Origin of the sequence: Pseudomonas sp. CP-1 (assembly GCF_021213715.1) — a bacterium.
Lineage (GTDB): Bacteria > Pseudomonadota > Gammaproteobacteria > Pseudomonadales > Pseudomonadaceae > Pseudomonas > Pseudomonas aeruginosa.
The window spans coordinates 105738-130405 of sequence record NZ_JAJQKY010000013.1 but is presented as its reverse complement, the minus strand read 5'-3'; the positions used below and the strand labels follow the sequence as shown (position 1 = coordinate 130405).

The window sequence follows — 24668 nt, the reverse complement described above, 5'->3', positions numbered from 1 at the left end:
CATCCGCAACCGCTCAAGGATGAACCGACCATGCCCAACCCGCGTTCGCCACGTCTTCGACTCGTCCCCGTGCTCTGCGCGGTCGGCCTGGCCTGCCTCGGCCAGCCCGGCGAGTCGGCGGCAGAGGAGGTCCGCGCCACCAGCCGCGCCGAGATCCAGCGCTTCGACATCCCGGCCGGCGAACTGGCCCAGGTACTGCTGAGCATCGTCCGCCAGAGTCGCACCCCGATCGCCTTCGACCAGCACCTGGTGGAGGGCCTGCCGGCACCGGCGATCCAGGGCTCCTACAGCGTCGAGCAGGCGCTGCAGCGGGCCTTGCGGGGCAGCGGCCTGGAATACAGCCGCAGCGCCGCCGGGGTGCTCAGCCTGCAACGCGCCACGGCGCCGGATGCCGCGCTGCCGGCGGCGAAGCCCGCCGGGACCCTGGCCACGGTGGTGGTCACCGGCACCCGCAAGGCCGATGTCAAGGCCGGCGAGAGCCTGGCACCGATCGATGTGGTCAGCGCCGAGCAATTGCGCGACAGTGGCAGCGGCGACCTGCGCGACGCCCTGGTGCGCCTGCTGCCCTCGCTGTCGCGCCAGGCCCAGGCCTACAACGCTTCGGCGCTGACCAACGCGCAGTCGCTGCGCGGCCTGAGTCCCAACCACGTGCTGGTGCTGGTGAACGGCAAGCGCCGCCACGAGACCGCCAATATCAATGTCAGCGGCGGGCTGCAGAGCGGCTCCACCGGGGTCGACCTGGACACCATCCCGCTCGCCGCCATCGAGCGCATCGAGGTGCTGCGCGACGGCGCCTCGGCGCAGTACGGCTCGGACGCCATCGCCGGGGTGATCAACGTCATCCTCAAGTCGGCCGACCACGGCGGCCGGCTCGCCTACGACAACGGTCGCTACGGCGATGGCGACGGCCTGACCCAGAACGGCGGGGTGAATGGCGGCCTGCGTTTCGGCGAGAGCGGTTTCCTCAACCTCAGCGCGCAGTTCCGCGAACAGGCGCGGACCATCCGCGCCGGCATCGACCAGCGTACCGGGCACTACGGCAACCCGTCCATCGGCGACCCTTCGCTGCACCGCCAGGCGCTGGCCTACAACGCCGGCGTGGCGCTGGACGACAACGTCGAGCTGTACAGCTTCGCCACCTATACCCATCGCTCGGTGTCCTCGGCGCAGATCTACCAGTTGCCGTCCCTGGCGCCGCGACTCTATCCGAACGGCTTCACCCCGCGCATCACCAGCGACGAGGACGACTATTCGCTGACCCTCGGCGCCCGTGGCGGCGAGCTGTTCGGCGCCTGGGACTGGGACCTCAGTTCCACCTACGGCGCCGACCGCCCGGAGATCGGCATGGACCATTCGATCAACCTCGCCCTCTACGGCGAGACCGGCGATTCGCCGCGCTCCTTCGACCTGGCGCGCTACAAGGCCACCCAGTGGACCAACAATCTCGACCTGCGCCGCGACTTCGACCTCGCCTGGCTGCCGGCGCCGCTGAATTTCTCCTGGGGCCTGGAGCAACGCCGCGAACTCTACGAGGTCGAGGCCGGCGATCCCTGGTCCTACTACAACGGTGGTTCCAAGGCGCTCCCCGGGCAGGCGCCGGCCAGCGCCGGACAGTGGAGCCGCGACGTGTTCGGCGCCTATCTCGACCTGTCCACCGCCCTCGGCGAGGGTTGGCAACTGGAGACGGCGGCGCGCTACGAGCACTACAGCGACTTCGGCAGCACCACCAACGGCAAGCTCGCCAGCCGCTACCGCTTCAGCCCCGAGGTATCGGCGCGGGCCAGTCTCAGCAGCGGCTTCCGCGCGCCGTCGCTGGCCCAGGAGAACTACACCAGCCTGGGCGTCTCGCCGACCATCGCCAGCGGCCTGCTGGCGGTCAACTCGCCGGCGGCCAGGCTGCTCGGCGCCGAGGACCTGGAGCCGGAAAAGTCGATCAGCTACAACCTCGGCCTGGTGCTCGATCCCTTGCCGGACCTGAACCTGGCCATCGACGCCTATCGCATCGAGATCCGCGACCGCATCGTCGACGGTGCCACCTATTCCGGACAGCCGGCGATCGATGCGCTGCGCGCCGGCGGGATCAGCATCCCGGCCGGACTGACCCAGGTCAGCACCCACTACATGACCAACGGCGCCGACACCCGTACCCACGGCCTCGACCTCACCGCCAGCTACCTGACCCGGCTCGGCGAGTGGGGCCGGATCGACTGGCGCCTGGGCGCCAACGTCAATCGCACGAAGCTGGTCAGGAATCATCGCGGGCGCAACGGCCAGCCGCTGCTCAACGACCAGCAGCAGGCCTGGATCACCAGCTCCACGCCGCGCAGCCAGGTCAGCCTGCAGGCCGACTGGAGCTACCGGCGCTGGGGCCTGACCCTGCGCGAAACGCGCTACAGCAAGACGGTTTCCGAACTGGACTACTACACCGGCGAGCATGCCTATTCGACCACGGTCTTCAACCGCTTCGAGAACTCGCCCAAGTACATCACCGACGTCGCCCTGCGCTATGCGGCGAGCCGCAACCTGACCCTGAGCGCCGGGGCCAACAATCTGTTCGACGTGAAGCCCGACAAGCTGCCGGCCGAGAGCGCCTACCTCGGCTTCAACCAGTACGACACCTATGCCTCGCAGATCAGCTTCAACGGCGCCTTCTACTACCTCGGCGCGGCCTACACCTTCTAAGGAGGACGAACCATGAGCATCGAACTGCGCGGCGGCGTGCGCGCCTCCGCGGTCATCGGCGACAGTGCCTTCGCCCGCCAGGCCGCGCGTTTCCTGCCGGACACCCGCAGTCGCGCGGTGAGTGCCTTCGACATCCAGCAGAAGGCCCGCCTGGAAGAGGCGGACGGCCTCGACGGCGCGCTGTTCACCGTTTCCGCTGCCTGGCCCGACCCCTGGCTGGTCGCCGGCTGGGCTTTGGCCGCGGCGCCGCGCCTGCGCGCCACCGTCGCGCACCGACCGGGGAGCGCCCAGCCGACCGTTGCCGCGCGCGCCCTGGCCACTCTCGACGGCCTGTCCAACGGGCGCGCCGGCGTACATCTGGTGATCGGCTCCAGCGACGCCGACGTGCGCCGCGACGGCGACTTCGCCGACAAGGACGAACGCTACCGGCGCGCCGTGGAGTACCTGGAGGTCTTCACCCGCGCCCTGGAAAGCCGCGACCCCTTCGACTACCACGGCGAGTTCTACCGGCTGGAGGACGCCGGCAGCGGCTTCCTGCCGATCCAGCGGCCGCGCCCGCCGCTATCCGTTGGCGGCTCCTCGGCGCAGGCACAACGCCTGGCGGTGCGCTTCGCTGACGTCTACGCCGGCCACTTCGCCAGCCCCACGCAGACCGCGGAGCTCAAGCGCAGGCTGAACGAGGAGGCGGCGGAGCAGGGCCGGCGGCTGAAGTTCTGGAAGCACTTCCAGGTGATCCTCGGCGACAGTCCGGCGGCGGCCCGGGACATCGCCGAGCACTACCGCCAGGCCGCCTTCGAACTGCTTCTGGCACGGCCCCTCGACGAACTGGCGGCATCGCCGCAGGTCGCCCGCGACGGCGAGCGCGACCGGCTCGCCCGGCTGGAGCCGGAGGCCTTGCGCGAATGGGTGGCGAATACCGTGCAGCGCAGCTTCGCCGGGGTGCTGGTGGGCAGCGTCGGCGAGGTGGCGGAACAGATCCTGGCCTTTCATCGCGCCGGCATCGAGATCGTCCAGCTCGAGGCCACCACCGAGAACGCCGAGGACATCCGCTTGCGCCGCCAACTGATCGAGCGTCTGAGGCGCGACGCATGAGCGGCGTCGCCCGCGAGGCCATGGAGGACGTCGCGCCGGCGCCTGCCGTTGGCGAGTTCGGCGTGGCCAGTTGTGGGGTGCTGCTGGCCTCGGTAGTGGGGGTGATCTTCGGCCCCACCGGGCTGGTGATCAGCAGCTTCTCGCTGTTCATCGAGCCGATCGCCGCCGACCTGGACTGGGACCGCGGCCAGTCGGCGCTGCCGGTGACCCTGCTGGGCCTGGCGGTAGCCCTGAGCAGCCCGCTGAAGGGCTGGCTGGTGGATCGCTGGGGCGCGCGCGCCCTGGTCCTGCCGCTGACCGCCGCGCTGGCCCTGTGCCTGGCCAGCCTGGCGCTGGCGCGCAGCGGCTGGCAGCTATACCTGCTGTTCGCGCTGCTCGGCCTGCTGACGCCGGGCAACATTCCCTATGCGCGGATTCTCGGCGGCTGGTTCGAGCGTCGTCGCGGCGTGGCCTACGGCATCCTCGGACTCGGCTTCGGCGTCGGCGGGCCGCTGGCGCTGTACCTGGGCAGCGCCTGCATCGACGCCTTCGGCTGGCGTGCCACCTTCCTCGTCTATGGCCTGCTCGAAGGCCTGCTGGCGCTGCCGCTGCTCTACGCGCTGTTCCGCGAGCGCCCCGGCGACCTGCCGCAGGCGCGGCGCCCGCCAGCCGGCGCGCTGCCCGGAGCGACGCCAGGCCAGGCCTGGCGCTCGGCGGACTTCTGGCTGATCGTCGGCAACCTGATCCTCGGCGTGTTCGCCGTCACCGGCGTGATGGTGCATGGCGTGCCGCTGTTGCAGGAGCACGGCCTGTCGCGGGAGGTCGCCACCGACGTGCTGGCGGCGCTTTGGGTCGGCATGATCGTTTCGCAACCTGCGCTGGGCTACTTGCTGGACCGCTACGACACCCCGCGCATCGCCTTGCCGTTCGCCCTGCTGGCGGCGCTCGGGCTGCTGCTCCTGCTCCTTGGCGGACCGCCGGCGCTACTCTGGGGCGCGGTGTTCCTGATCGGCCTGGGCGCCGGCGGCGAGACCGGCACCACCCAGTACTTCGTCAGCCGCTACTTCGGCCTGCGCCATTTCAGCGTGATCTATGGCTCGATCCAGCCCTTCACCTTCGCCATCGCCATCAGCCTGGGGTCCTGGCTGCTGGGTTACTTCTACGACCGCGCGGGCTCCTACGCGGGCTCGACGCTGGTCCTGCTCGGCGCGTTCGGCGTGGCGGCAGGGCTGCTGGTCATGCTCGGGCGCTATCGCTATGCCATCGACGGGGAGGCACGCAGCCATGGGCGAGACTGAACGGAGCAGGGCGGAGGTGGGCGTCTGGCTGCTGGCCGGGCTGGCCTTCGTGGTCGGCACGGTGGAACTGGTGGTGGCCGGGGTGCTCGACGAACTGGCCGCCAGTTTCGCCGTCAGCCAGGGCCGGGCCGGGTTGCTGATGAGCCTGTACGCGCTGGTCTATGCGCTGCTCGGCCCGCTGCTGGTCTACCTCAGCGCCGGCATCGAGCGCCGCCGCCTGCTGGCCGGCGCGCTGTTGGCGTTCGTCGGCGCCAACCTGGCCAGCGCCGCCGCGCCGAGCTTCGCCCTGTTGTTGGCGAGCCGGCTGCTGGTGGCGGCCAGCGCCTCGGTCATCGTGGTGGTGGCGATCACCCTGGCGGTGGCCATTGTCGCGCCGGAACGGCGCGGCCGGGCGATCGGTCTGGTGTTCGCCGGCATCGTCGCCTCGCTGGTGCTGGGCGTACCGCTGGGCACCCTGATCGGCGAGTTCTGGGGCTGGCGTAGCCTGTTCCTGCTGCTCGCCGGGGTCGCGTTGCTCGGCCTGCCGCTGCTCCTGCGCCTGCTGCCGGCCATCCCCGGCGCGCCCGGCATCGCCCCGGCGGAGCAACTGCGGGCGCTGGCCCGGGGCCGGGTGCCGTTCGCCCACCTGGCATCGCTGTTGCAGATGACCGGCCAGTTCACCGTCTACACCTACATCGTGCCGTTCCTGGTCGGCAGCATGGCCCTCGACAAACCGACCATCAGCCTGGTCCTGCTGGTCTACGGGGGCGGCGGCATCCTTGGCGCGCTGCTCGGCGGACGCGCCGCCGACCGCTGGCCGGGGCCGGCCACCTTCGTCGCCTTCCTGCTCCTGCACGCACTGGCCCTGGTCCTGCTGCCGTTCGCCACCGGCGGCCTGCCGCTGCTGCTGGGCGCGGTGGTGTTCTGGTGCGTGTTCAACATGGCGCCGGGGCCGGCGATCCAGAAATACCTGGTGGAACTCAGCCCGGACACCGCGGCGATCCAGATCAGCCTCAACACCAGCGCGATCCAGCTGGGCGTGGCCCTGGGCGCCTTCATCGGCGCGATCCTGGTGGACCAGGTGGCGGTGCGCGCGCTCCCCTGGTGGGGCGCCGCGCTGATCCTCGGCGCCGCCGCCTGCGGCTGGCTGTCCGCGCAGCGGCCGGCGGCGGGCACGGCGGACTGCCGGGAGCGCCTCGATTGATTCCCTACCGTGCGCCACGGGAACAGCCCCGGGCGCCGTTCCTCAACCTCCAGGCTCACTACCGCTATCCGTGGCGTGGCCTGCCAGCAGCGAACGCTTACCATGGATAGCCAAGGCTCCATCAAGAACACCCTGATCGCCCAGTTGTTCCAGCAGAACTACGACTGGCTGTGCAAGAAGCTGTCCTACCAGACCGGCTGTAGCCACAGCGCCGAAGACCTCGCCGCCGAGGCTTTCCTGCAGGTCTGGATGCTCCCCGACCCGGCGTCGATCCGCTCGCCGCGGGCGTTCCTCGCGACCATCGCGCAACGCCTGATGTACGAGAGCTGGCGGCGCAAGGACCTGGAGCGCGCCTACCTGCAGATCCTCGCCGAGGCGCCGGAGGCGGTGCAGCCGTCGCCCCACGAACAGTGGATGCTGATCGAGAGCCTGCAAGCCATCGACCGCCTGCTCGACGGCCTGTCCGGGCAGGCCCGCGCGGTGTTCCTGATGAGCCAGCTGGAAGGCCTGACCTACGTGCAGATCGGCGAACGCCTCGGATTGTCCCTGGGGCGCATCCACCAGTTGATGAAGGATGCCTTGCACTGCTGCTACCGGGGATTCCAGGAATGAGCGAGAAGCCGGAACGGCAACGCATCGTCGAGGAGGCCATCGAATGGATGGTGCGCCTGCAATCCGGCGACTTCAGCGTCGCCGAGGGCGATGCCCTGGAACGCTGGAAGGCGCTGTCGAGCGAGCATGCCGAGGTGTTCCGGCAACTGCTTGGCAGCCTCGCGCCGCTACAGGACTCGCCCTGGCGCGGCCAGCCGAGCGCTACCGTGCTGCGCGCCCTGGAGCAGCCGTCGAGCCGCCGGCGCTTCGTCGGCGGCGCCCTCGGGCTGTTCGTCCTGCTCGCCGGCGGCGCCGGCCTGGAGCGCTGGGTCCAGGCCGGCATGGGCCTGCCCGGCGAACTGGCGACCGGCACCGGCGAGCGCCGCGACTGGTTGCTGGCCGACGGCAGCCGCCTGCGCCTGAACGCGCGGAGCAAGGCGCGGCCGCTGTTCGACGGCGCCCAGCGACGCCTGGAACTGCGGCGCGGCGCGTTGCGCCTGGAAGTGAAGGAGGACCCGCGCGGCGCCTTCGCCCTCGACTGCGCCGCCGGACGGGTGGACTGCGCCAGCGGCAGCCTGCTGCTGGCCGAGGAGCGCGGGGCGATCCGCCTGGTGACCCTGCGCGGCAGCGCGCGGCTGACCACCGGTGAGGGACGCCAGCTGGCGGTGGCGGCACGACGTAGCCTGCTGTTCGATGCCGGCGGCCTGCTCGAACAGGGCCCGATGCAGGCCGGAGAGGATGCCTGGGCCAGCGGCTGGCTGGAGGTCCACGACCGCTCCCTGGCCTGGGTCGCGGAGGCCTTCCGGCCCTATCTGCCAGGCATCCTCCAGCTCGACGCGGAGATCGCCGGCAACCGCGTCAGCGGTCTGTTCCCGCTGGACGACATGCACACGTCCCTGGACATGCTCGGACGCAGCCTGCCGATCCGCGTGCTGCGCTACAGCGACTACTGGATCAGCCTGCGCCCCGCCTGACTCATTCGTCGAAGAACAGCAGGCAACGCAGTTCGATACTCTGCCGCGGCGGCGCATCGGCCGGGGTGCAGGGATCGTCGAAGGCGGTGTGCGCGCCGAGGCGGGCCTGCGCGTCCTCCCGCGAATCGTAGATCTTCAGCAGCAGCGCTTCCTCCGGCAGCAGGTGCGGGTAGTAGTACCAGCGGTGCTCCGGGTTGGGCTTGACCGAGTAGGTTTCGCCCACCTTGTCGCGGTACACCAGGTCACTGGCCACCAGGTCGTCGAACGCCAGGCTGCGGGCGTCCAGCAACGCCAGCGGCGCGCGCTGCGCCGGGTGGCCGAACGGACGCCACAGGTTGACGATCTGGAAGCGTCCGGCCAGGCGCCGTTCGGCGCGTTCCGCCGGCAGGTGGTCGCGGACCCGGCGCGGCGCCGAGCGCAGGGTCTGGTCGTTGTGCACGTAGCGCACCGGTTCGCGCAGGCCGCGTTCTTCGCGCCCGGCCTGGTCGACGCGCAGCGTGTGGTCGAAGATCACCGCCTCGGCGGCGCCGGTCAGGCGGCGGAGCAGGGCGATGCTTTCCGGGTAGTAGCGTTCACGAACCTGGGCTTCATCCTCGAAATCGCCCACCGCGCTCGCCTCGCGCACCAGTTGGAAACCCTCGCGCTCCAGGCTGGCCGGTTGCGCCAGCAGACGCGCATTGCGGATCGCCACCCGGGTCGGCTGCAACAGCGCGCTGCGCTGCGGCGTCCCGGCGGGGGCCGGATAGGTGTAGGCGACCGGCCGTTGGCCGTTGTCGCGGATATAGTTGACCTCGGCCTCGACCTGCTCCGGCGCGTGCGCCGGCCATGCGTGTTGCTGGCAACCCATGTGTCGTTCTCCCGTTGCCAGCGGAGATGCCTCCGCTGCCGCGCCGCCGGATGCCGCGCGTGAACGGCCAATCTAGCCGCTGGCAGGCGGCGGCGAAACGAACATCGAGCGCTGGCGTCCTGCCTTCGAGGAATAAGCCCGGAGCGGCTCAGGACATCGCGTCGAGTCGTCGCCGCTGGCGATACTGGCGCGGCGTCATGCCTTTCCAGCGCCTGAAGGCGTGGATGAAGTTGGACACCTCGCCGTAGCCGAGGCGCTCGGCGATCTCCTCCAGGCGGATCGCGCCGGTGGCCAGCAGCTCTTCGGCGAGGGCCTGGCGCACCTCGTCGAGCAACAGGCGGTAGCTGCTGCCCTCGTCGTCCAGGCGGCGACGCAGGGTACGCACGGTGAGGTGCAGTTCCATGGCCAGGGTCTGCATGTCCGGCAAGTGGCCGGGCGTCCTCAGCAAGCGGTCGCGGATGCGTCCGGCCAGACCGCCGCGCACCTGGCGGCGGGCGAGCAGGGCGCGGCACTGCTCCTCGCAGGCGCGCGCCACCTCTGGATTGGCGCCGGGCAGCGGGAGGTCGAGGAAGCGCCGTTCGAAGACCACCCGGTTGTCCGCCTGGCCGAACGCCGGGCACAGGCCCAGCTCGCGCACGTAGGGCGCGGGATCGGCGGGCGGTGGGCGGCGGAAGCCGGCGCGGAGGATCGGCAGGCGCTGCCCGGTGAGGTCGCGCTGGATGCGCAGCACGCCACCGGCGTCGCGTTCGAGGAGGAAAATCCGCAGGTCCTCGGGAATGCCGGCGTCGTCGAGCACCAGGTGCGCTTCGTCGTCGTGTACCTCCAGGCGGATGCCATGGAAGGCGAAGGTCAGGTCGAGGTAGCGCAGGCCCAGTTGCGCGGCGCTGAGGAAGGTCGGGCTGCTGAGCAGGGCGAAGCCCCAGATGCCGTAGGCGTTGAGGTGATAGCGCAGGCCTGCCGCCAGGCCCGGTGCGCAGGCGTCGCCCAGGTGCCGGACCAGGTTGCGCACGACGCTCAGTTCCTGGGCCGCGTCGATTTCCCCGGAGGGATCGCCGAGCAGGCGGATATCCAGGCCGCTACCTGCCAGGCACTGCTCCAGGCCGAGGCCGCGGTCGATGCCGAACTGGATCAGCAGGTGCGCGCTGATGGCGCTGCGGCGGGGAGACCAGGGCGGAGTGGGCATGGTGGCGTCCGAGGTTGACCGAAAATCACAACTTTATGTCCGGCCCGGCCATAACGCCAGTCGCCCCGGCGAACTAGGATGCTGCCATCCGCCGCTGGGCGGAATCGCGCCGGACGGCGTGGCAAGCAACAAACGGGAGCACAACAATGCACAACGAGTCCCGCCCTGAAGCCCCCTTGCGGGTGCTGGTGGTCGGCGCCGGCTTCGCCGGTCTCGGCCTGGCGATCCGCCTGCGACAGGCAGGCATCGACGATTATCTGGTGCTGGAAAAGGCCGCCGATGTCGGCGGTTGCTGGCGGGAAAACCGCTACCCGGGCGCCGCCTGCGACGTCCCCTCGCATCTCTATTCGTTTTCCTTCGAGCCGAAGGCCGACTGGTCGCGCAAGTTCGCCCCGCAGGCGGAAATCCTCGACTACCTGCGGCATTGCGCGGACAAGTACCGTCTGCGCGAGAAGATCCGTTTCCACTGCGAGGTGGAGGAGGCCCGTTTCGACGCCGGCAGCGGCGAATGGCAGGTGCGCTGCGCCGATGGCCAGACGCTGCGTGCACGGGCCCTGGTCTGCGCCACCGGCCAGTTGAGCCGGCCGCTGCTGCCGCGCCTGCCCGGCCTGGAGCGCTTCCAGGGTCCGGCGTTCCACTCGGCGAACTGGGACGCCGAGGTCGAGCTGGCCGGCAAGCGGGTCGCGGTGATCGGCACCGGAGCCAGCGCCATCCAGTTCGTCCCGCGGATCGCCCCGCAGGTGCAACGCCTGTCGCTGTTCCAGCGCAGCGCGCCTTACGTGATCGCCAAGCCGGACCGCGCCTACGCTGACTGGGAACGCCGCCTGAAGGCGCGCTGGCCGTGGCTGCAACGTCTGGATCGGGGGCTCAAGTACCTGCACCACGAATCGCGGATGCTCGCCTTCGCGACCTTCCCGGCGCTGATGAAGGTGATGCGGCTGAGCTTCCATCGTCACCTGCACCGGCAGATCGCCGATCCGCAACTGCGCGCGCGGCTGGTTCCCGACTACCCTCTGGGTTGCAAGCGCATCCTGATCAGCAACGACTATTACCCGGCGCTGGCCAGGAGCAATGTCGAACTGGTCGACACGGGCATTCGCGAAGTCACCGAAGACGCCGTGGTTGGCCGTGACGGCCGCCGGCACGAGGTCGACGCGATCATCTTCGGTACCGGCTTCGCCGCCACCGAGTTCCTCGCCCCGATGCGCATCCTCGGCCTCGACGGACGCGACCTGCGGCAGGCCTGGGCGGATGGCGCGGAAGCCTACAAGGGCATTAGCGTCAGCGGCTTCCCCAACCTGTTCATCCTTTACGGGCCGAACACCAACCTCGGTCACAACTCCATCGTCTACATGCTGGAAAGCCAGTTCCCCTACGTGCTCGGCTGCCTGCGCCAGCTCCAGGCGCAGGGCTTGCGCTACCTCGACGTGAAGCCCGAGGTCCAGCGGCGCTTCAACCTGGAGGTGCAACAGGGGTTGCGCCATACCGTCTGGGAGCGTGGCTGCGACAGCTGGTACAAGACTGCCGCCGGCAAGAACACCAACAACTGGCCAGGCTACACCTTCGTCTATCGCTGGCGTACGCGCCGGCCGGAGCTTGCCGACTATGACCTGGCCCGCTGAAGCGCCCCTGATGTCGCCGCCGCAACGCCTGCGCGCCGGTCTCCTGCGCGGCTGCCTGCGCCTGTTGTTCCGCGGGCTGGTCCGTCCGCCCATGCCAGTGGCGCTGCAACGCGGCGTGCTGCGCGGGCTGAGCCTGGCGACGCTGGGCGCCGGCGGCGTCGTTCGCGAGCGCCGCAGCCTCGCCGGCGTGCCCTGCGAGTGGTTGCGGCCGCGCGGGGTGGAGGCGCGGCGCCGGGTGCTCTACCTGCACGGCGGCGCCTACCTGATCGGCTCGCCGGCGACCCACCGGGCGATCACCACGCACCTGGCCCGGCGCTGCGCCGCCGAGGTCTGCGCGGTGGACTACCGGCGTGCCCCGGAACATCCGTTCCCCGCCGCCCGCGACGACGCCCTGGCGGTCTACCTGGCATTGCTGGAGGCCGGCCATTCGCCGCGCCGACTGCTGCTCGCCGGTGACTCGGCGGGCGGCCACCTGGCGCTGTCCCTGGCCCTGGAGCTGAAGGCGCGCGGCTTGCCGTTGCCGGCCGGGTTGCTGCTGCTCTCGCCCTGGACCGACCTCAGCTGCCAGCGCCTGCACACGCCGGAGGCCGGCGACCCGCTGCTGTCGCGGGCCTGGCTGGAAAGCGCGGTGCGCCTGTTGCTGCCGGCCGACGCGGAGCCAGGCTCGGCCGCCCTGTCGCCACTGCATGCCGACCTGGCGGGGCTGCCGCCGCTGCTGGTACAGGTCGGCGAGGACGAATTGCTGCGCGACGACAGCCTGCGCCTGGCGCAACGGGCCGGCGAGCAGGGCGTCGCGGTGCGGTTGCAGCGCTACGCCGGTTGCTGGCACGTGTTCCAGGCCCACGCCGGCGTGTTGGCCAGCGCCGACCGGGCGCTGGACGAGGCGGCCGCGTTCGTCGTCGAATGCAGCGCGGAGGGCGACAGGTGCAGAACATCCTGATCAGTGGTGCCGCTTCCGGAATCGGCGCCGCCAGCGCGCGGCTGTTCCACCGCCGGGGCTGGCGGGTCGGTTTGCTGGACATCGATGCCGAGGCGTTGCGCGGCTTGGCCGCGCAACTGCCGGGCGCCTGGCAGCGTGCCGTGGACGTCAGCGAGCCCGACGCGGTCGGCGAGGCGCTTGCGCAGTTCTGTGCCGACGGCCGCCTGCGCCTGCTGTTCAACTGCGCCGGCATCCTGCGTTTCGGTCGCTTCGAAGAGGTCGCCCTGGAGGACCACGCGCGGTTGCTGGCGATCAACCTGCAAGGCGTCCTCAACTGCTGTCACGCGGCCTTTCCGTTCCTGCGCGCGACGCCGCAGGCGCAGGTACTCAACATGGGCTCGGCATCGGGGCTTTATGGCGTACCGGAGATGGCCGTCTACTCGGCTTCGAAGTTCGCCGTGCGCGGGCTCACCGAGGCGCTGGAGCTGGAATGGCGCCGCCACGGGATTCGCGTCGCCGACCTGATGCCGCCGTTCGTCCGCACGCCGATGGTCGCCGGGCAGACCTACCGACCGCCGGTGTTGCGTCGCCTGGGGCTGAGACTGGACGCCGAGGATATCGCCGAGGCGGCCTGGCGGCAGGCGCACAGCCGGCGGGTACACCGGCCGGTGGGCGGGTTGTTCACGGCGCTGTACTGGGCTGGGCAGTTGTCTCCGCCGTGGGTGAACCGGGCGGTGATGGCGTGGTTGTCGCGGGACGAATAGGCACTTGCGTTTATCCGCCGCTTATCCGGGGTATTGGCGGATACCGCCTGTGGCGGTATTCGCCCTACAGGCCTCCGGAAACGCCGGCTGCCGCTCCAGCTCCGTAGGGCGAATAACCGCTCGCGGTTATCCGCCGCTTATCCGCGACATCGGCGGATAACGCCCGTGGCGGTATTCGCCCTACAGGCCTCCGGAATCGCCGGCTGCCGCTCCAGCTCCGTAGGGCGAATAACCGCTCGCGGTTATCCGCCGCTTATCCGCGACATCGGCGGATAACGCCCGTGGCGTTATTCGCCCTACGGATCAGGACTTCGAAATGAACTCCTCTCTCAGGCTCATGGCGTCTCTCGTGGTCTTTCTCCGGCAACTCCGCACACCTGTCCGCTATGTCTCCGGTCCGTACAGACGCTTGCAAAAGGGGCTCGCCTGGGAAGGCGAAACGAGAAGCCGGGGCAGGCAAGGAAATCAGCTTGCCCAGCACATTCAGACTCAAGACCACGACGGCAGAAATGGCCAGCCTCAGGCCGGCAACAATGGCCGGCAGGCCTCGACGAAGCGCCGGCAGGCACCCGCACATTCGCGCTCCAGCGGCTCGTCGCCATCGCAACGCTCCGCGCATGCCAGGGCATAGCGCGCCGCCAGCTCGCAGGCGGCCGGCGCCCATGGGCTGCGGCGCTCCAGCAGCAGGGCAGCGAGGCGGCAGAGGTCGGCGCAGTCGCCGGCGTGCTGGCGTTGTTCCCTGCTGGACTCGATGCAGAGCGCCAGGTAGCGCTCGCACGCGCGGATGCAGGCCTGGGCTGCGAGCCGGCAGCGCTCTTCCGGCGCCTGGGCGGCGGCACCGCCGAGCAGGGCGTCGGCGTCGGTTTCCAGCAGGGAACCGGGGTCTTCGTTTCCGGGATCGTTGATGGCGCGGGTCATGGCGGCACCTCCTGGCGATTGCGCCCATGCGGGCCCTGTCCCTTGGGCCGGTCGCCCGCGCCGACAGTTCAGTCGATTTCGCCGTCGGCACCGCCGCTCGATTGCCTTGAACCCTCGCCTGCGGCGCCAGTCCTCACTGGTACGACCCCAGACACGACCAGGAGGCGAGAATGTCCAGCACGGTTGCCGATCAATTGCTCGAACGCTTGAGCCAGTGGGGGGTGAAGCGCGTCTTCGGCTACCCCGGCGATGGCATCAACGGGATCATGGGCGCCATGGGCCGGCGCGCCGAGGCATTCGACTATATCCGCGTGCGCCACGAGGAGATGGCGGCCTTCATGGCCGGCGCCCACGCCAAGTTCACCGGAGAGGTCGGGGTGTGCCTCGCCACCTCGGGGCCGGGCGCGATCCACCTGCTGAACGGGCTCTACGACGCGCGCATGGATCATCAGCCGGTGCTGGCCATCGTCGGCCAGCAGGCGGCTACCGCGCTGGGCAGCGACTACCAGCAGGAAGTCGATCTGCAGAGCTTGTTCAAGGACGTTTCCGCCTATGTCGAGACCGTGGTCAGCCCGGCACAACTGCTCCATGTGCTGGACCGAGCCCTGCGCGTGGCAGTCGGCGAGCGGCAGGTGGCGACGGTGATCGTGCCCAACGACGTGCAACAGATGGCGGTCCCGAAGCGCCAGCCCCACGAGCACGGCCACGTGATGTCGGCGGTGGGCTTCGTCCAGCCGCGACCCTACGCGCGCGACGCCGACCTGGAAGCCGCCGCGGCGATCCTCAATCGCGGCCGGCGCGTGGCGATCCTCGCCGGTGCCGGGGCCCTGGGCGCGCACCGGCAACTGGAAGCGGTCGCCGAGCGCCTGGCCGCCGGAGTGGCCAAGGCGCTCCTGGGCAAGGCGGCGGTTTCCGACGACCTGCCGTACGTGACCGGCTCCATCGGCCTGCTCGGCACCCGCGCCAGCAGCATGCTGATGGAGCATTGCGACACCCTGCTGATCGTCGGCAGCACTTTCCCCTACAGCGAGTTCCTACCCAAGGCCGGCCAGGCGCGGGCGGTGCAGATCGACCTGTATCCGCGCAACATCGGTATCCGCTATCCGATCGATCAGGCCTTGCTCGGCGATGCAGGGGAAACCCTGGAGCGCCTGCTGCCGCTGCTCGAGCAGAAAAAGCACGGCGCCTGGCGCCGCCGGGTCGAGCGGGCGGTGACGGCCAGTCGCGAGGAAGCCCGGCGCCAGGCCGAAGAGCCAGCCGACCCGATCAACCCGCAGCGGGTATTCCGTTCCTTGTCGGAGCAACTGCCGGACGATGCGATTCTCTGCGGCGACAGCGGCTCGCATACCAACTGGTACGCCCGCGACATCCGCATGCGCCCGGGCATGCTCGGCTCGCTGTCGGGCAAGCTGGCGACCATGGGCAGCGGCGTGCCCTACGCCATCGCCGCCAAGCTCGCCTATCCGCAGCGGCCGGTGGTGGCGATGGTCGGCGACGGCGCCATGCAGATGAACGGCAACGCCGAACTGGTCACCGTGCAGCAGTACTGGCAGCGCTGGGACTCGCCGACCTTCATCGTGCTGGTGCTGAACAACGGCGATCTCAACCAGGTGACCTGGGAGCAGCGTGCCCTGGCCGGCGACCCGGAGTTCAGCCCGGCGCAGGAAGTGATCGATTTCCCCTACGCGCGTTATGCGGACATGCTCGGCTTCAAGGGCATCCGCGTGGATCGCCCGGAGGACATCGACGCCGCCTGGGCCGAGGCCTTCGCCGCCGACCGCCCGGTGCTGCTGGAGGTGGTCACCGACCCGAACGTGCCGCCGCTGCCGCCGCACATCAGTTTCGAGCAGGCCAAGCACCTGCTTGGCGCCATGCTGCAGGACGATCCCAAGCGCTGGGGGGTGATTCGCCAGAGCGCCCGGCAGGTCCTCGCGCGGCACTGAGCAAGGCGGTCGCGGCGCTCAGTCGGCGCGGCCGCTACGCAACTGGTCGGCCAGTTCGCGGTGGTGGTAGAAGCGCGCCAGCCATTCGTCGGCGAAGCGGCGCAGGTCGGGATCGGCGGAGTTTCGGGCGATTCCCTCGAAGCGTGCGACCAGACGGTCCTGCTGGCGAATCTGCGCGTCGAGGAAACCGCGCTCGTCGAAGCCGCCGGGAGCGGCGGCCTGCCGTTCGGTCTGGCGCGGCGAGGGCAGCGCCAAGGCCTTTTCCCCGGCCAGGGCGCGCAACTGATGGTCGAACTCCTGCTGTTCGGTGAGTACGCGCTTGGCATAGAGCTGCACCGCCTTGTTTTCGGAACGGCGCATGGCTTGCTCGGCTGCCTCCACCTGGGCCTGGCTGTCGGCCAGGCTGTCGGCGAGCAGGGCGCGGGTATCAGCGGGTTCGGCCTGGACGGCCAGGGGCAACAGCAGGGCGGCGATCAGTGACAGGCGACTGGGCATGGCGAACCTCCGGACGGGACGAGTGTGCGGTGGACGCTCGCCATACCGCGCCGTTCAAAAAAACCGCCTACGCGTCCCAGGCCGCCAGCAGGCGTCGATGCTCGCGGTGCGCCGCCTCCTGCACCGTCGGCAGCAGCCGTACCCGCTGGCCTGGCAGGCATTGCGCCAGGCGCGCCAGCGCCAGCGGGGCGAGGGCGCCGAGACGGGGATAGCCGCCGATGGTCTGCCGGTCGTTGAGCAGGACGATCGGCTGGCCGTCCGGCGGCACCTGCACCGCGCCCAGGGCGATGCCTTCGGAGATCATCGATTGCTGCCGGCATTCCAGGCGCGGGCCGAGCAGACGTACGCCCATGCGGTCGGCGCGGGTATCCACCTGCCAGTCGCCGTTGAACGCATCGAACAGGCTCATCGCCGGGAAGTCGCCGATCTGCGCGCCGAGGATCAGCTCCAGGCGCGCTTCGCCGGTGCAGTCCATGATCCGTTCGCTGGGCATCGGCAGCGTGCGTGGCCGTGCGCCATCGGCCAGCCAGCCGAGGCTGTCGCCTGCGGCCAGGGCCTTGCCGTCGGCGCGGGGGCCGCCCAGGCCTTCGCGGGCCACCGTGGCCAGGCTGCCCAACTGGCGCTCGCCGGCGAAGCCGCCGGGCGCCGCCAGGTAGGCGCGGGCGCCCTGGCGCGGGTGGGCGAAGGCCAGGCGCTGGCCGTCGCGCACGGCGAACGCGCCCCAGGCCGGCAGCGGCTGGCCATCGAGGGTCGCGCCGAGATCGCCGCCGGCCAGGGCCAACCAGCCGTCGGCACGGCATTCGGCGACGAAACCGCCGAGGGCGATCTCGATCACCGCGGCGTCCAGGGGATTGCCCAGCAGCCAGTTGGCCCAGCCCATGGACAGCCAGTCGAGGGCGCCGCCCTGGGTCACGCCGAGATGGCGGCAGCCGAAGCGGCCGCGATCCTGCAACTGGACCAGCGGGGTGCTCTGGCACACCCGCAGTCCGCCGTGGATGGAGTCGTTCATGCCTGGACCTCCAGGGGCGTGTCGTCGCCGCCGAGGCGGACGAATTCGGCGTGTCCGATGGGTTCGAAACGCACCCGGTCGCCGGCGCGCAGCAGGCTGTAGCCGTCCAGGGTGAGGTCGAACAAGCGCACCGGGCAGCGCCCGAGCAGGTTCCAGCCGCCTGGCGAGGCCTGCGGATAGACCGCCGTCTGGCGCTCGGCGATGCCGACGCTGCCGGCGGCGATGCGTTGCCGGGGAGTCGCCAGGCGTGGCGCCGCCAGGGCTTCCTCGACCAGCCCCATGAAGGCGAAGCCGGGGCTGAAACCGAGGGCGAAGACCCGGTACTCGTGCTGGCTGTGGCGGCGGATCAGCTCGGCGACGCCGAGCTGCTTGCGCCGCGCCAGGGGTTCCAGGTCGGGGCCGACCCGCGGGTCGTACCAGGTCGGCAGGACGTGCAGGCGGCCGCCGTCCTGGCGTCTCGGGCTCAAGTCGGACAGCGCCGCGGCGATCCGCGCGCGGGCTTCGCCGGGGTCGAGCTGGAGCAGGTCGTATTGCAGGAGCAGGGTGGTGTAGGACGGCACCAGGTCGAGCAGGGCGGCGCCGAACGCCGCCCGCAGGTTTTCCTCCGCCGCCAGCAGCCAGGGCATGTTGGCTTCGTCGATGCGCTCGAACAGGCGCAGGACGAAGCTGTCGATGGCGGCCACCTCGATGCGCGGTTGCGGTTGGCTCATGCCGCCTCCAGGGCGTCGCGGATGCGCCGCACCGCGGCCAGCGAGGCGGGGTTGTCACCGTGTACGCAGAGGGTCTGCGCCTCCAGCGCCAGGGCGCTGCCGTCGCTGGCTCTCAGCGGCGCGCCACGGGCCAGCAGGAGGGCCTGGGCGAGCACCGTCTCGGCGTCGTGGTGTACCGCGCCGGGCTGGCTGCGCGAGACCAGGTAGCCGGCGCCGTCGTAGGCGCGGTCGGCGAACGCCTCGAACCACAGCTCGATGCCGTGGGCCTCGCCCAGCGCGCGCGCCGCGGTGTTGTCGCGGGTGCTCATCAGCATCAGCGGCAGGGTGCGGTCGTAGGCCGCCAGTGCGCGCAGCACGGCGGCGAGGATCGCCGGGTCGCGCATCATGTCCTGGTACAGCGCGCCGTGCGGCTTGACGTAGCGTACCCGCGTGCCCTGGGCGCGGCAGAGTCCGTCGAGGGCACCGATCTGGTAGAGCAGCAGGTCTTCCACTTCCTGCGCCGAGCAGGCCAGCGAGCGCCGGCCGAAGCCGACCAGGTCGGGGTAGCCGGGGTGCGCGCCGATGCGCACGCCATGCTCCACCGCCAGGGCCACGGTGCGGCGCATGGTGCCGGGATCGCCGGCGTGGAAGCCGCAGGCGATGTTGGCGCAATCGATCAGCGGCATCACCTCGGCGTCCAGGCCCATGCTCCAGGCACCGAAGCTCTCGCCGATATCGCAGTTCAACAACAGGCTGTTCATGCTGGTTCCTTCAGGTCATTGCTCGCCGGACCTCACCACAGCGCCAGGCTGTAGCTGAGGATCAGGCGGTTTTCGTCGAGGTCGTTGGCGAAATTCGAACGCACCGTGGCGTTGCGCCATTTCACTCCAAGGTTCTTCAGCGGCCCGCTCTGCACCACGTAGCCGAGGTCGGTGTTGCGTTCCCATTCCTTGCCGTCGTTGGCCGCGCCGCGGGCGACGTTGTCGCCGGAGACGTAGCGGCTCATGAAGCTCAGGCCGGGCAGGCCGAGCGCGCCGAAATCGTAGTCGTAGCGCAGTTGCCAGGAGCGCTCGTCGACGTTGCCGAAGTCGCCGATCTGGATGAAGTTGACCAGGTACGGGTCGCTGCCGGCGATGTAGGGATAGGGATCGTCGCCGCTGATCCGCTGGTAGCCGGCGGCCACCGCGTGGGCGCCCAGGCGCAGGCTGAAGAGGGCGCCGAAGGCGCGGTTGTCCAGTTCGCGGAAGCCGCCGTCCTCGCTGGCCCGGGCGAAGCGCAGGTCGCTCTTGAGCGAGCGCTGTCCGCCGAGGTCGAGGGTGTGTACCAGGCCGGCGAAGGTCTGTCGGTAGATGTCCTTGAGCCGACCCTGGTGCAGGCTGGCGGTCAGCGCCGGGGTCAGGCGATAGTCGCCGCCGGCGAAGTCGAAGGCATCGCTGCGCCCGCCGATGCGGTTGGCGCTGAACACCTGGTAGTCGCTGGAGCTGTTCAGCTTGTTGCGGTCCAGGTGCGCGCCGCGCAGGGTCAGGCCGTCGATCTCCTGCACGTCGAGCAGCGCGCCGCGGAACAGTTCCGGCAGCAGGCGGGTGTCGTTGGCCGAGACCAGCGGGCTCTTGAAGTGCAGCGCGCCGACCTTGAGCAGGCTGTTGGAGACCCGCGCCTTGGCGGTCAGGCCGAGCTTGGCGTAGTCGTCCTGGGAACCCCCGGCGGAGCCGTCGGCCGGCAGCAGCCCGGTTCCGCCGCTGCCGCCGCCGGAGTCGAGCTTGAGGCCGAGCAGGCCGATGGCGTCGACGCCGAAGCCGACGGTGCCTTCGCTGAAGCCGGACTCCAGGCGCAGGAGGAAGCCCTGCGCCCATTCGTCGGCGTTGTCGCGCGCGCCGCTCTGGCGGAAGTCGCGGTTGAAGTAGAAGTTGCGCAGTTCGAGGCTGGCGTGGCTGTCCTCGACCAGGTCGGCCTGGGCGAGCAGCGGCCAGCCCAGCCCGCTGCCGACGAGCAGCGCGGCAGCCAGGCGGGGAGTGGGATGCATGCTGGGGTTTCCTCGGTCGACGGCTCAGAGTTCCAGTTGTTTGCCGCGGGTTTCCGGCAGGCTGAGGGCGGCGAGGATCACCACGCCGTAGGAGACCGCGGCGAAGGCGCCGATCCCCAGGCCCAGCGAGAGCTTCTGGCCGAGCATGCCGATCAGCATCGGGAACAGCGCGGCGATGGCGCGCCCGGCGTTGTAGCAGAAGCCCTGGCCGGAGCCGCGGATGCGGGTCGGGAACAGTTCGGTGAGGAACGAGCCCATGCCGCTGAAGATGCCCGAGGCGAAGAAGCCGAGCGGGAAGCCGAGCCAGAGCATGGCGCCGTTGCTTACCGGCAACTGGGTGTAGAGCAGGACCACGGTGAAGGAGCCGACGGCGAACAGGACGAAGTTCTTCTTGCGCCCGATCAGGTCGGTGAGGAAGGCACTGACCACGTAGCCGACGTAGGAGCCGAGGATCACCATCGCCAGGTAGCCGCTGGTGCCGAGCACGGTCAGCCCGCGCTCGGTCTTGAGGAAGGTCGGCAGCCAGGCGGTGATGGCGTAGTAGCCGCCGAGGGCGCCGGTGGTCAGCAGCGAGGCGCGCAGGGTGATGCTGAGCATGCCGGGGGCGAAGATCTCGTAGAAGCTGACCTTGTCGGCGCCCTGGTTGCGCTGCCTGGCCTCGCGGTAGATCGCCGGTTCCTTGACCAGCCGACGCACCACCAGGACGAACAGTGCCGGCAACAGGCCGAGCATGAACAGCGCGCGCCAGGCCTCCTCCGGCGGCAGCAGGCTGAACATCAGCGAGTAGAGGATGGCGGTGAGGCCCCAGCCGATGGCCCAGCCGGACTGCACCAGGCCGACCGCCTTGCCGCGGTCGCGGGCCTTGATCACTTCGCCGATGAGTACCGCGCCGGCGGTCCATTCGCCACCGAAGCCGAAGCCCATCAGGGTCCGCGCGACCAGCAACTGCTCGTAGTTCTGCGCGAGGCCGCAGAGGAAGGTGAAGAAGGCGAACCAGAGCACCGTCAGTTGCAGGGTCAGCACCCGGCCGATGCGGTCGGAGAGGATCCCGGCGATCCAGCCGCCGGCGGCGGAGGCGAGCAGGGTCATGGTGTGGATGAAGCCGGCTTCGCCGGTGCTGATCCCCCACAGGGCGATCAGGGTGGGGATCACGAAGCTCAGCATCTGGGTGTCCATGCCGTCCAGGCCGTAGCCGATCTTGCAGCTCCAGAAGGCCCGGCGTTCCTGCTTGTCGAGGGCGCGATACCAGCCGAAATGACCGTCCCGGGAAGCGTCCGGGCCGGCGTCGAGGGTCATGTGTTTTTCCATGGGGGCACCGATCGTCGTTATTGGTGTTATGAGGATTCGGTGGGCGCCGTCGCACCCGGTGGTCGCATTCTTCGAGGCTGGCCAGCGAGCGTCCAACTAATTTATGCGGCCGCCGGGGATAAGAAATTTCGATGGCGGAGCAGGCCGTCATGCGTCGATCATGTGCCGCCGGAAGGCGGGCGCTGGCATGGAAGCTGCTCGCTCCTGCCACCTTGTGTCCCTTGCCCGTCGGTGCCCGCCACATGAACCTGAAATTCCTCGAGACCTTCGTCTGGGTCGCGCGCCTGAAGAGCTTCCGCCTCACCGCGGAGAAGCTGTTCAGCACCCAGGCTTCCATTTCCAGCCGGATCGCCGTGCTGGAGGACGAACTCGGCGTGAAACTGTTCGTCCGCGACTCTCGCGGCGTGACCCTGACCCCGGAAGGCGACAAGGTACTGGCCTACGCCGAGCGCATGATGGACACCATGCACGCGCTGAAGCAGTCGCTCGACACTGGCGCCAGCACCCAGGGACGGATTCGCATCGGCGCCATGGACACGGTCATCCACACCTGGCTGAGCCCGTTGGTGGCCAGGGTCACGGAAACCTTCCCGGCGGTGGAGATCGAGCTGATGGCGGACACCGCGCGCAACCTCTCCGAGCAGTTGCAGAAGGGCTACCTGGACCTGATCTTCCAGACCGACTCGCTGCGCCACGAGTCGGTGCTCAACCTGGAACTGGGCAGCTACCCGCTGCGCTGGATCGTCTCCACCGGCTCGATCTACCACCGCGACTACGCCTCGCTGGCGGACCTGGCGCGGGAGCGGGTGGTGACCTTCTCCAAGCACTCGCGGCCGCACCAGGACGTGCTCGGCCTGCTGCACGCCAACGGTGTCGCGGCACCGCGCCTGAACTGCGTGAACTCGGTGGCGGCGATGACCCGCCTGCTGCGCGATGGCTTCGGCGTCGGCGCCTTGCCGCCGGCGCTGGTCAGCCAGGAACTGGAACGCGGCGAACTGACCCTGCTGCGCCTCGGCCCGCCGCCGCCGAACCTGCCGGTGGTGGTGTCCTGGCGCGGCGGCACCGGCCTGGAACTGGTGGACGAAGTGGTGGAGCTGAGCAAGACGGTGCTGGCCGACTACGCGGCCAACGTCGGCCCGGAGTGCATGCTCCTGGCGCCGCTGAAGAAAGGAGTGGGGCGGCTGCGTTCGCGCTGATTCGGATTTTCCGATCGCCCCCGGCGGAAAAATTTCGTTGGACGCTGACCGCCGTCCGCTTCTACAAACCCGCCAACAACGACGTCCGCCAGCGCACGGAGCCGCCATGCCCGAACCGACCTTCCACGAACTCGCGCAACTGCCGCCGCCGGTCCTGCGCCAACTGATCCGCCGCGGCGACTACACCGGCCATACCAGCGGCCTCGGCCAGCGCCACTTGCAGGCCAACCTGGTGATCCTGCAGAAATCCTGGGCCGACGAGTTCCTTCGCTTCTGTGCCCTGAACCCCCGGGCCTGCCCGCTGCTCGACGTCAGCGAACCCGGCTCGCCGCACTTCGCCCGGCTCGGCGCGGATATCGACGTGCGCAGCGACCTGCCGCGCTACAGGGTGCATCGACGTGGTCAGGAGCCCGTCGAGGTGAGCGACATCGGCACCTTCTGGGAAGCGGATTTCGTCGCCTTCGCCATCGGCTGCTCGTTCTCCTTCGAACAGGCGTTGCTCGACGCCGGCATCGGCCTGCGCCACCTCGAGCTGGGCCGCAACGTGGCGATGTACCGCACTGCCATCGCCACCCGGCCGAGCGGTCGCCTGGCTGGCCCCACGGTGGTATCGATGCGGCCGTTGAAGGCCGCCGAGGCGATCCGGGCGATCCAGGTCACCAGCCGTTTCCCGATGACCCATGGCGCACCGCTGCACCTGGGCGATCCGGCGCTGATCGGCATCCGCGATCTGGCGCGGCCCGACTACGGCGACCCGGTGCCGCTCGCGGCGGACGAGATCCCGCTGTTCTGGGCCTGCGGGGTCACGCCCCAGGCGGTACTCGCCGAAGCCCAGCCGGAGCTGTACATCAGCCACGCGCCGGGGCACATGCTGGTCAGCGACCGACTCTACGACGAACTCTGAGAGGCGTCGTCCTTCGCCGGACCGGGGATGATCGCCAGGTGGCGCAGGGCGTCCGGCTCCAGGCTGTAGCTCTTGCCGCTCGGCGCCTCGACGAGCCGGCCGAGGGCGTAGAGGGTGAAGTAGCGCACCGTTTCGGCGCAGCCGAGGATGTCTTCGAGGTAGCGCCGATGCGGATAGGCCTGCAAGGTTTCCGGGGCGACGTAGAGGAATACCGGCTTGCCGTCGATGCGGTCGCGGAACTTGAAGCGGAAGCCTTGCGGTCGGTTCGGCGAGCCGTAGCGCTTGGGCAGCAGGTCGGCGCCGCCGTAGAACACCTTGCCGGCGCTGCCCGGGGTAGCATAGCCGATGTGCTGGAAATAGGCGCGCAGCGCTATCCGGCCGAGGCCGCTGATGTGGATGTCCAACTGCTTGAATTCTTCCGCCGGCAGTTCGGCGCGGGCCTGGCGGAAGGTGTCGACGAGCTGTTCGAAATCGCGGGTGCGCCGCCGCCGTTGCGTTCTCTGCCGAGGCGCGGCGGGAGCGTCGGCGCGCACTGCGGCGGAGGCCGGCGGCTGTTCCTCGGCGTCCGGGTCCGCTGGTGGCGGCGCGGCTTCCTCGGCGATGGCCGGATCGAATTCCTCGACGTAGGCGTCCAGCTTGTCGCGGATGCGCCGCTGGCCGGCCTCCTCGGCGGATTCGCCCGGGCGCAGAGCGTCCTCGTCGTCCTCGACGAACCACTCGCAGTCCGGCAGGTGGGTGGAATGCGGGAACTTGCTGAAGTGCGCGGCCTTGCGGGTGTCCTGCGGCAGCTTGTCGTAGTTGCTCGCCGATACCTTGATCCCCTGTGCCCGGCACCCTTCGCTGGAGCAGAGGAAGTCGAAGCGTTTGCGCGGCTCGGCCTGGGAGAAGTATTCGCGGCGGGCACTGGCGATGGAGATCACCCGATCCAGTTGCACGCAGTAGGCCAGTGCTATCCGTTTGAACGCCATGTTCCCAGTCCTTCCGCCGGTTCGAGCGGGCCATTATGGCGCCTGGCGATGGGTAGGCAAGCCGGCGGCCTCCCGCGCCTG

Annotated in this window: 22 protein-coding genes; 12 read left to right on the top strand and 10 right to left on the bottom strand. The window is 69.9% G+C overall.

What is annotated here, in order from left to right:
- The first annotated feature begins 30 nt into the window (after positions 1 to 30).
- From LT948_RS23275 to LT948_RS23250, 6 genes are all read left to right on the top strand, one after another.
- Positions 31 to 2682 (top strand): TonB-dependent receptor, encoded by a 2652-nt coding sequence (locus LT948_RS23275; RefSeq protein ID WP_073656894.1) that lies wholly within the window; start codon positions 31 to 33, stop codon positions 2680 to 2682.
- 12 nt (positions 2683 to 2694) lie between these two features.
- Positions 2695 to 3774 carry an LLM class flavin-dependent oxidoreductase gene (locus tag LT948_RS23270; RefSeq protein ID WP_023101304.1) on the top strand — a complete coding sequence of 360 codons (1080 nt, stop codon included), beginning with the start codon at positions 2695 to 2697 and terminating at the stop codon, positions 3772 to 3774.
- Positions 3771 to 5051, top strand: coding sequence for an MFS transporter (locus tag LT948_RS23265; RefSeq protein WP_024008326.1), 1281 nt, complete (start codon positions 3771 to 3773; stop codon positions 5049 to 5051). Before LT948_RS23270 ends, LT948_RS23265 begins: the two co-directional genes overlap by 4 nt.
- Positions 5038 to 6234, top strand: a complete 1197-nt coding sequence (locus tag LT948_RS23260) for an MFS transporter (RefSeq protein WP_009315678.1) — start codon at positions 5038 to 5040, stop codon at positions 6232 to 6234. The genes LT948_RS23265 and LT948_RS23260 overlap by 14 nt, the downstream gene beginning before the upstream one ends.
- Positions 6235 to 6336: 102 nt before the next feature.
- The gene (locus LT948_RS23255) at positions 6337 to 6846 is read left to right on the top strand and encodes a sigma-70 family RNA polymerase sigma factor (RefSeq protein ID WP_003107976.1); all 510 of its coding nucleotides are present in this window, start codon (positions 6337 to 6339) and stop codon (positions 6844 to 6846) included.
- On the top strand, positions 6843 to 7799 hold the full coding sequence (locus LT948_RS23250) for a FecR family protein (protein ID WP_023094078.1): 957 nt from the start codon (positions 6843 to 6845) through the stop codon (positions 7797 to 7799). The genes LT948_RS23255 and LT948_RS23250 overlap by 4 nt, the downstream gene beginning before the upstream one ends.
- Before the next feature lies 1 nt (position 7800).
- Here LT948_RS23250 and LT948_RS23245 read toward each other — a convergent pair whose 3' ends face one another.
- Positions 7801 to 8646 carry a CmcJ/NvfI family oxidoreductase gene (locus tag LT948_RS23245; protein WP_003107935.1) on the bottom strand — a complete coding sequence of 282 codons (846 nt, stop codon included), beginning with the start codon at positions 8644 to 8646 and terminating at the stop codon, positions 7801 to 7803.
- A 148-nt stretch (positions 8647 to 8794) separates the two neighbouring features.
- On the bottom strand, positions 8795 to 9829 hold the full coding sequence (locus LT948_RS23240; RefSeq protein ID WP_003118509.1) for an AraC family transcriptional regulator: 1035 nt from the start codon (positions 9827 to 9829) through the stop codon (positions 8795 to 8797).
- Positions 9830 to 9975: 146 nt separating this feature from the next.
- Between LT948_RS23240 and LT948_RS23235 the strand changes: the two genes are divergently transcribed.
- Genes LT948_RS23235 through LT948_RS23225 form a run of 3 tightly spaced genes read left to right on the top strand, consistent with a single transcriptional unit; the run spans position 9976 to position 13134 of the window.
- A complete protein-coding gene (locus tag LT948_RS23235; protein WP_023084306.1) occupies positions 9976 to 11451 on the top strand; it encodes a flavin-containing monooxygenase in 1476 nt (491 codons plus the stop codon).
- Positions 11452 to 11461: 10 nt separating this feature from the next.
- Positions 11462 to 12391: an alpha/beta hydrolase gene (locus LT948_RS23230; protein ID WP_073656900.1), complete on the top strand. Its 930-nt coding sequence runs from the start codon at positions 11462 to 11464 to the stop codon at positions 12389 to 12391.
- Positions 12376 to 13134, top strand: coding sequence for an SDR family oxidoreductase (locus LT948_RS23225; RefSeq protein ID WP_003088821.1), 759 nt, complete (start codon positions 12376 to 12378; stop codon positions 13132 to 13134). Before LT948_RS23230 ends, LT948_RS23225 begins: the two co-directional genes overlap by 16 nt.
- A gap of 519 nt (positions 13135 to 13653) precedes the next feature.
- Here LT948_RS23225 and LT948_RS23220 read toward each other — a convergent pair.
- Positions 13654 to 14052, bottom strand: coding sequence for a four-helix bundle copper-binding protein (locus LT948_RS23220; RefSeq protein ID WP_003088822.1), 399 nt, complete (start codon positions 14050 to 14052; stop codon positions 13654 to 13656).
- Between the two features lie 170 nt (positions 14053 to 14222).
- Between LT948_RS23220 and LT948_RS23215 the strand changes: the two genes are divergently transcribed.
- The gene (locus LT948_RS23215) at positions 14223 to 15995 is read left to right on the top strand and encodes a thiamine pyrophosphate-requiring protein (RefSeq protein WP_023091864.1); all 1773 of its coding nucleotides are present in this window, start codon (positions 14223 to 14225) and stop codon (positions 15993 to 15995) included.
- 18 nt (positions 15996 to 16013) lie between these two features.
- On the opposite strand, the gene LT948_RS23210 is transcribed toward LT948_RS23215, so the two are convergent.
- From LT948_RS23210 to LT948_RS23185, 6 genes are all read right to left on the bottom strand, one after another.
- A complete protein-coding gene (locus LT948_RS23210) occupies positions 16014 to 16490 on the bottom strand; it encodes a DUF4142 domain-containing protein (RefSeq protein WP_003121670.1) in 477 nt (158 codons plus the stop codon).
- A gap of 67 nt (positions 16491 to 16557) precedes the next feature.
- The gene (locus LT948_RS23205) at positions 16558 to 17499 is read right to left on the bottom strand and encodes a biotin-dependent carboxyltransferase family protein (protein WP_010794134.1); all 942 of its coding nucleotides are present in this window, start codon (positions 17497 to 17499) and stop codon (positions 16558 to 16560) included.
- Positions 17496 to 18209, bottom strand: a complete 714-nt coding sequence (locus LT948_RS23200; protein WP_003111803.1) for a 5-oxoprolinase subunit B family protein — start codon at positions 18207 to 18209, stop codon at positions 17496 to 17498. Before LT948_RS23200 ends, LT948_RS23205 begins: the two co-directional genes overlap by 4 nt.
- On the bottom strand, positions 18206 to 18949 hold the full coding sequence (locus LT948_RS23195) for a 5-oxoprolinase subunit PxpA (RefSeq protein WP_023097667.1): 744 nt from the start codon (positions 18947 to 18949) through the stop codon (positions 18206 to 18208). Before LT948_RS23195 ends, LT948_RS23200 begins: the two co-directional genes overlap by 4 nt.
- 32 nt (positions 18950 to 18981) lie before the next feature.
- On the bottom strand, positions 18982 to 20211 hold the full coding sequence (locus tag LT948_RS23190) for an OprD family porin (protein WP_003111801.1): 1230 nt from the start codon (positions 20209 to 20211) through the stop codon (positions 18982 to 18984).
- A gap of 24 nt (positions 20212 to 20235) precedes the next feature.
- Positions 20236 to 21507, bottom strand: a complete 1272-nt coding sequence (locus LT948_RS23185) for an MFS transporter (protein WP_003088828.1) — start codon at positions 21505 to 21507, stop codon at positions 20236 to 20238.
- 254 nt (positions 21508 to 21761) lie between these two features.
- On the opposite strand from LT948_RS23185, the gene LT948_RS23180 reads away from it, so the two are divergent.
- Both LT948_RS23180 and LT948_RS23175 read left to right on the top strand, forming a co-directional pair.
- Entirely contained in the window at positions 21762 to 22715 is a 954-nt protein-coding gene (locus tag LT948_RS23180) for a LysR family transcriptional regulator (protein ID WP_003088829.1), read from the top strand.
- Positions 22716 to 22821: 106 nt separating this feature from the next.
- The gene (locus LT948_RS23175; RefSeq protein ID WP_023091862.1) at positions 22822 to 23619 is read left to right on the top strand and encodes a putative hydro-lyase; all 798 of its coding nucleotides are present in this window, start codon (positions 22822 to 22824) and stop codon (positions 23617 to 23619) included.
- Here the strand turns inward: LT948_RS23175 and LT948_RS23170 are convergent.
- Positions 23604 to 24587: a hypothetical protein gene (locus LT948_RS23170; protein WP_019371825.1), complete on the bottom strand. Its 984-nt coding sequence runs from the start codon at positions 24585 to 24587 to the stop codon at positions 23604 to 23606. The genes LT948_RS23175 and LT948_RS23170 overlap by 16 nt on opposite strands.
- Positions 24588 to 24668: the final 81 nt, after the last annotated feature.